Here is a 5,183-nt window from a genome sequence, read left to right as displayed (position 1 = left end):
ACCCTATAGTAAATATCTCCCAACAAGCAAACGCAGTATTCCAAGCCCTTGCGGGAGCAGATAGGATATTTGAGATAATGGATATGAAAGAAGAAATCGACACAGGTTACATCGACCTTGTAAGTGCAATAGTTAGAAGAGACGGAACCATCACAGAGCATGTCGGAATGAGCGGAAGATATGCTTGGAAATGGGAAGAAGACGGAGAAGATAAATACCAACTTCTTGAAGGAAGATTAGAATTTAAGAACGTGGACTTCTCCTATGATGGCAAAAACCAAATCCTAAAGAACATTTCCTTCTACGCAGATCCAGGCGAGAAGATTGCCTTTGTAGGATCTACCGGAGCAGGAAAGACTACTATCACCAATGTAATAACAAGATTTTATGAAATAGACAATGGTGTGATTGAAGTCGATGGCATAAATATCAAAAATATCAAAAAAGAAGCCCTAAGAAAGGCTTTCGGTATGGTCCTTCAAGAAGTAAATCTCTTTTCTGATACAATCGAAGGAAATATAAAATACGGTAAGCTTGATGCAGACTCAGATCAGATTAATTCTGCTGCAAGACTTTCAGGAGCAGACTCCTTCATCAAGAGACTTCCTGAAGGTTACGATACAGAAATAAGTGGAGACGGATCAAGCCTATCAGATGGGCAAAATCAGCTCATATCGATATCAAGAGCGGCAATAGCCGAGCCACCAATGTTAATCCTAGATGAAGCGACAAGCTCCATTGACACAGCCACAGAGCTTGAAGTAACAGAAGCTATGGATAATCTCATGGCAGGATCGACCTCGATAGTTATAGCCCACAGACTATCCACCATCCAAAACTCCGATGTAATAATGGTAATGGAAAATGGAAAGATAATCGAAAGAGGAAGCCACGATAAGCTAATAGAAGAAAAAGGAACCTACTGGCAACTCTACACTGGTCAACTAGAGCTAGACTAGGAAAAATACGAATATAAAACTATAGTGAAATAGGCGGAAGAAAAAATTCCGTCTATTTTTATATAAGAAAAATTAGAAAGTAGGATCAATGAAAAAGCAAGATAATGAAAACATTTGACAAAGCCAAAATCCTATGTTATCATATATAGGTATTAACAAATAAGCCCAGATAGCTCAGTCGGTAGAGCAGGGGACTGAAAATCCCCGTGTCGGTGGTTCGATTCCGCCTCTGGGCACCAAAAAGCAGGCCCGTCCGGTCGGTAGAGGACCCTGCACGGCTTTGGGAGTGCCCTCCACGGAGTGGTCGCAGAGCCGTAGGCTCGAGAATATAAAGCCCCTCCGGCCAGTAGAGGAGTCTCCATGAAATGGTTCTGCGAAGCAGAAGGGCCCGTACGAAAACACGTTAAGCTTCGCTTAACTCAAAGCTTGCAATCGAAGCGGTTTTCGGGTCAAAACTTGCCCAAGCGGCATAGAGCGCCCAAGTCAAGGGTCATTTGACTGGCACAGAGAGGAAAGAACCCGCTTCCTGTTAGCGGTCCACGGAGTGGTTCTGCGAAGCAGAAAGGCCCCTACGAAAACACCTTAGTATAGGATGACTTAAATATCTCCAAGGATAGAAATAAAGATTGTTATTTCCAAAAAATTATTTAAGGAAAATCCCTTATCTCGAGCGAAGTCGAGAGATCTCTGAAATGAGATATCTTAGTGGATTCTTAGCTAGTTAGTGTTTAAAATTAAAGAAAAATATAATAATAACTTTACAAATCCAAAATATAACATATAATAATAGATGTGCGGATGTGGCTCAGTGGTAGAGCATCGCCTTGCCAAGGCGAGGGTCGCGAGTTCGAATCTCGTCATCCGCTCCATTGTTTTGGCGCCATAGCCAAGTGGTAAGGCAGAGGTCTGCAACACCTTTACCCTCAGTTCAAATCTGAGTGGCGCCTCCAAACTGCTCTCTTCGGAGAGCTTTTTTTGTTAGGAGAATTTATGTTAATTATAAGCAATAAGGCAAGTTTATATTTTAAGAGCTTCCTTGCTGATCAAAATATAGAATTTATAGAGACAATAGATAATCCGAATCTCGACATGAGAATCGCTGATCACCCTGACCTTTCTCTTTATGCACTTGATAAAGACAATATTATAGTGGCAGCAGAAGTCTTTGATTATTATAAAAATAAACTTACAGGAAAGAATATGATTAAAGGTTCTTCAGTAAGTGAGAAATATCCAAAAGATTCTATCTATAATCTTCTTAGATTTAAAGATTTCTATATCCATAATGACTTTACTGAGGAAAATATTGAGAGAATTCTTAAAGAGAGAAATTATAAAAATCTTTTTGTAAAACAAGGCTATAGTAGATGTTCTATTATTCCCCTTAGGGAAAGCCTCCTTACAAGTGATTATGGAATATATAAGACCCTTAAGGATAAAGTAAATATTATCTTATTAGATAATGATAAAATCGAACTTGATGGATTTGATCAAGGCTTTATTGGAGGGACTTGTGGACTAGTCCAAGGCAAGTTGATTTTTACTGGGGATATATCAAGACATAAGTCCTTTGATATCATCAAGAAAGCTTGCGATAGGGAAAATATAGATATTATTTATCCAGAAATCCCCCTTGTAGACTTGGGGTCTTTGATTTGGATATAGGCTTTTTAGGCTTTTTTCTTTTGGAAAAAATCGTATAATTTATTATAGTAAAGAAAAAAGAGAGAGGATAGTATGAACATTGTAAAACCATCTACAATTGCTGGGGTAATGGAACTTTTACCTAAGGAGCAATTAGTTTTTGATAAGATTAAAAACATAGTCGAAGAAACCTACAAGAAATATCAATTTATGCCAATCGATACACCAGTTATCGAGAAAAATGAGATACTCTTTGCCAAAGGGGGCGGGGAGACAGAAAAACAAATCTATGAAATAGCCTCTGACTCCAAGGATATGAGCTTAAGATTTGACCTTACGGTTCCTCTAGCACGCTACGTATCAGAGCACTTTCAAGATTTAAATTTCCCTTTCAAACGCTATCACATAGGAAAAGTCTATAGGGGTGAGAGAAATCAAAAGGGTAGATATAGGGAATTTTACCAAGCTGATATAGATATAATTGGTCACAATAGTCTTTCAATCTACAACGATGCCCTCCTACCTAGGGTTATTTATGAAATTTTTGAGAAATTAAACTTCTCTGATCTTACCTTCAAGATAAATAACAGGAAGCTTTTGAATGGATTTTTCAAATCCTTGGGCATAGAAGATACTACTGATGTCCTTAGGTCAATTGACAAGAAAGACAAGATTGGAATTGATAAGACTTTTGATGAGCTAGTTAGACTCACTGATGAGGAAAAAGCTAAGACAATCATAGAATTTATTGAAAATAAAGATTCAAATGAAGAACTTTTATCTAAATTATTTGACTTTTCTGTCGATGAGCTTTTCCTTGAAGGAGTTGACGAGTTAAATAAGGTCTATAGATATATGGTTGATCTAGGCATTCCTGATAGAAATATCAAAATCGACCTTGCTATTACAAGAGGACTCGATTATTATACATCCACAGTCTATGAGACCTTTATAAATGGCTATGAAAAAATCGGCTCTGTTTGCTCTGGTGGAAGATATGAAGATTTAGCAAGTAACTTCTCCAAGCAAAAACTTCCGGGTGTTGGTATGTCAATCGGACTTACAAGACTATTCTACCAATTCCAAGAGCTTGGCCTAATTGATGAGAAGATCAAGAGTCTAACAGATATTCTGATAATTCCAATGGATGAGTCCATCAACGAATACGGCATAGAAATCTTAAACAAACTAAGAGATTCTGGCGAAAGTGTCGATATTTATCTAGAAAGTGGCAAGTTTAAGAAGAAGATGAACTATGCGGATAAGTGCGGAATCAGAAGGGTTATCATTTTAGGAGAAGAGGAGCTAGCCAAGAGAGAATATTCTATAAAGGATATGGAAACTGGCGAGCAAGTCACTAAAAAATTTGAAGAACTTTAAAATAGGTTATAATTTCTAAAATATTGGGTATAAAATATATTGTAGACAACATATGATCATATGGAGGTAAAAATATGACAAAATTAACTGAAACTGTACAATCAGGTGATTGGAAAGCTGAAAAACACGTACCAGAACTAGAAGTTGAAAGACTTGAAGATGGTAAGGTAAGAGTTAACGCAAGAGTTGGTAAGGAAATTGAACATCCTAACACACTTGAACACCACATCGCATGGATTAAAGTATTCTTCAAGGCTGAAGATGGCAAATTCCCAGTAGAAGTTGGATCATACCAATACTCAGCTCACGGCGAAGATGAAATCTTTTCTGAACCATGTGCATCAGGCGTAATCAAAACAGAAAAGAAAGGTACTTTCTACGCACTAAGCTATTGTAACATCCACGGTCTATGGGAAAACTCTCTAGAACTTGACTAATAGATAGAAAAAGCGGATCTTATGGTCCGCTTTTACTTTTGAAAATTTTCTTTATTTTTATGTATTATTTAAATTTTAGATAAGATATAAAGCATTTCAAATTCTTTTATATTATCATCCTTATCTTTTTTCTACAGGGATAATTATTTTAGTGACATGCTTAGATGGATCTTCGACATCTAGGGGAGATATGAGAAACTCCTCTGTTATAGGACCTGTGACCTTGTAACCATTGTCGTTAATCCAGGTGAGCATTTTCTTATGTTTTTGTCTAATATTTTTGTAATCTCCCACATAATAGGAAGTTACAGCTTCGAATCCTCCCCAAAATCTTGTTACTCTTTTATTAAGTATACCAGCTTCGATTTTTGTTACCTGCATGGCAAATTCTACGTCAGAGTTTTTTTCTAGAAATTGATCGAAGGGCTTTCCGTGAAAGATTATAAGAATTGATCCCATCATCTCAAGGCCGTTTTCAGTACATTTTTCGTAGATATCTATCCATCTTGTCAAAGTAATATCTGGATGAATATAATTTTTCATGATTTTTCTTGAAAATACCACTGGGTTTTCTTCTATGTAGTCGATTTTAACTGGAAAGTCTATTGGATCTATTCCTTCCTTGATTATGTATTCTGAAGCCTTTTTGGCCCTGGCAAATCTTTTGATTGCAATATCACAGGCAACCTTTCTAGCCTGAAGTATTTGTATTTGTTTTTCATATTCCAAAGATTTTTCTTCTATTAGATTTTCCAAATTGTCT

5 protein-coding genes and 3 tRNA genes are annotated in these 5,183 nt (G+C 36.8%); 7 read left to right on the top strand and 1 reads right to left on the bottom strand.

What is annotated here, in order from left to right:
• The 7 genes from MRZ08_RS06535 to MRZ08_RS06505 all read left to right on the top strand — a co-directional run.
• Positions 1–959, top strand: a 959-nt coding sequence (locus MRZ08_RS06535) for an ATP-binding cassette domain-containing protein (RefSeq protein WP_297380807.1), incomplete at its 5' end; no start/stop codon positions are given.
• Positions 960–1,122: 163 nt separating this feature from the next.
• Positions 1,123–1,198, top strand: a tRNA-Phe gene (locus MRZ08_RS06530).
• A gap of 555 nt (positions 1,199–1,753) precedes the next feature.
• Positions 1,754–1,828: transfer RNA gene (locus MRZ08_RS06525), tRNA-Gly, on the top strand.
• Between the two features lie 7 nt (positions 1,829–1,835).
• Positions 1,836–1,909 (top strand) — tRNA-Cys (locus MRZ08_RS06520).
• Between the two features lie 40 nt (positions 1,910–1,949).
• Positions 1,950–2,624, top strand: a complete 675-nt coding sequence (locus tag MRZ08_RS06515) for a DUF6873 family GME fold protein (RefSeq protein WP_297380804.1) — start codon at positions 1,950–1,952, stop codon at positions 2,622–2,624.
• 72 nt (positions 2,625–2,696) lie between these two features.
• The gene (gene hisS, locus MRZ08_RS06510) at positions 2,697–3,983 is read left to right on the top strand and encodes a histidine--tRNA ligase (RefSeq protein ID WP_297380802.1); all 1,287 of its coding nucleotides are present in this window, start codon (positions 2,697–2,699) and stop codon (positions 3,981–3,983) included.
• A 74-nt stretch (positions 3,984–4,057) separates the two neighbouring features.
• The gene (locus MRZ08_RS06505) at positions 4,058–4,420 is read left to right on the top strand and encodes a desulfoferrodoxin family protein (RefSeq protein WP_297380800.1); all 363 of its coding nucleotides are present in this window, start codon (positions 4,058–4,060) and stop codon (positions 4,418–4,420) included.
• A gap of 120 nt (positions 4,421–4,540) precedes the next feature.
• Here MRZ08_RS06505 and MRZ08_RS06500 read toward each other — a convergent pair.
• Positions 4,541–5,183 (bottom strand): GyrI-like domain-containing protein (locus tag MRZ08_RS06500; protein ID WP_297380798.1); only part of this gene is annotated, 643 nt, incomplete at its 5' end.

Source organism: Anaerococcus sp. (assembly GCF_022770135.1).
Lineage (GTDB): Bacteria > Bacillota > Clostridia > Tissierellales > Peptoniphilaceae > Anaerococcus.
This window is presented reverse-complemented; position numbering and strand designations above follow the sequence as displayed.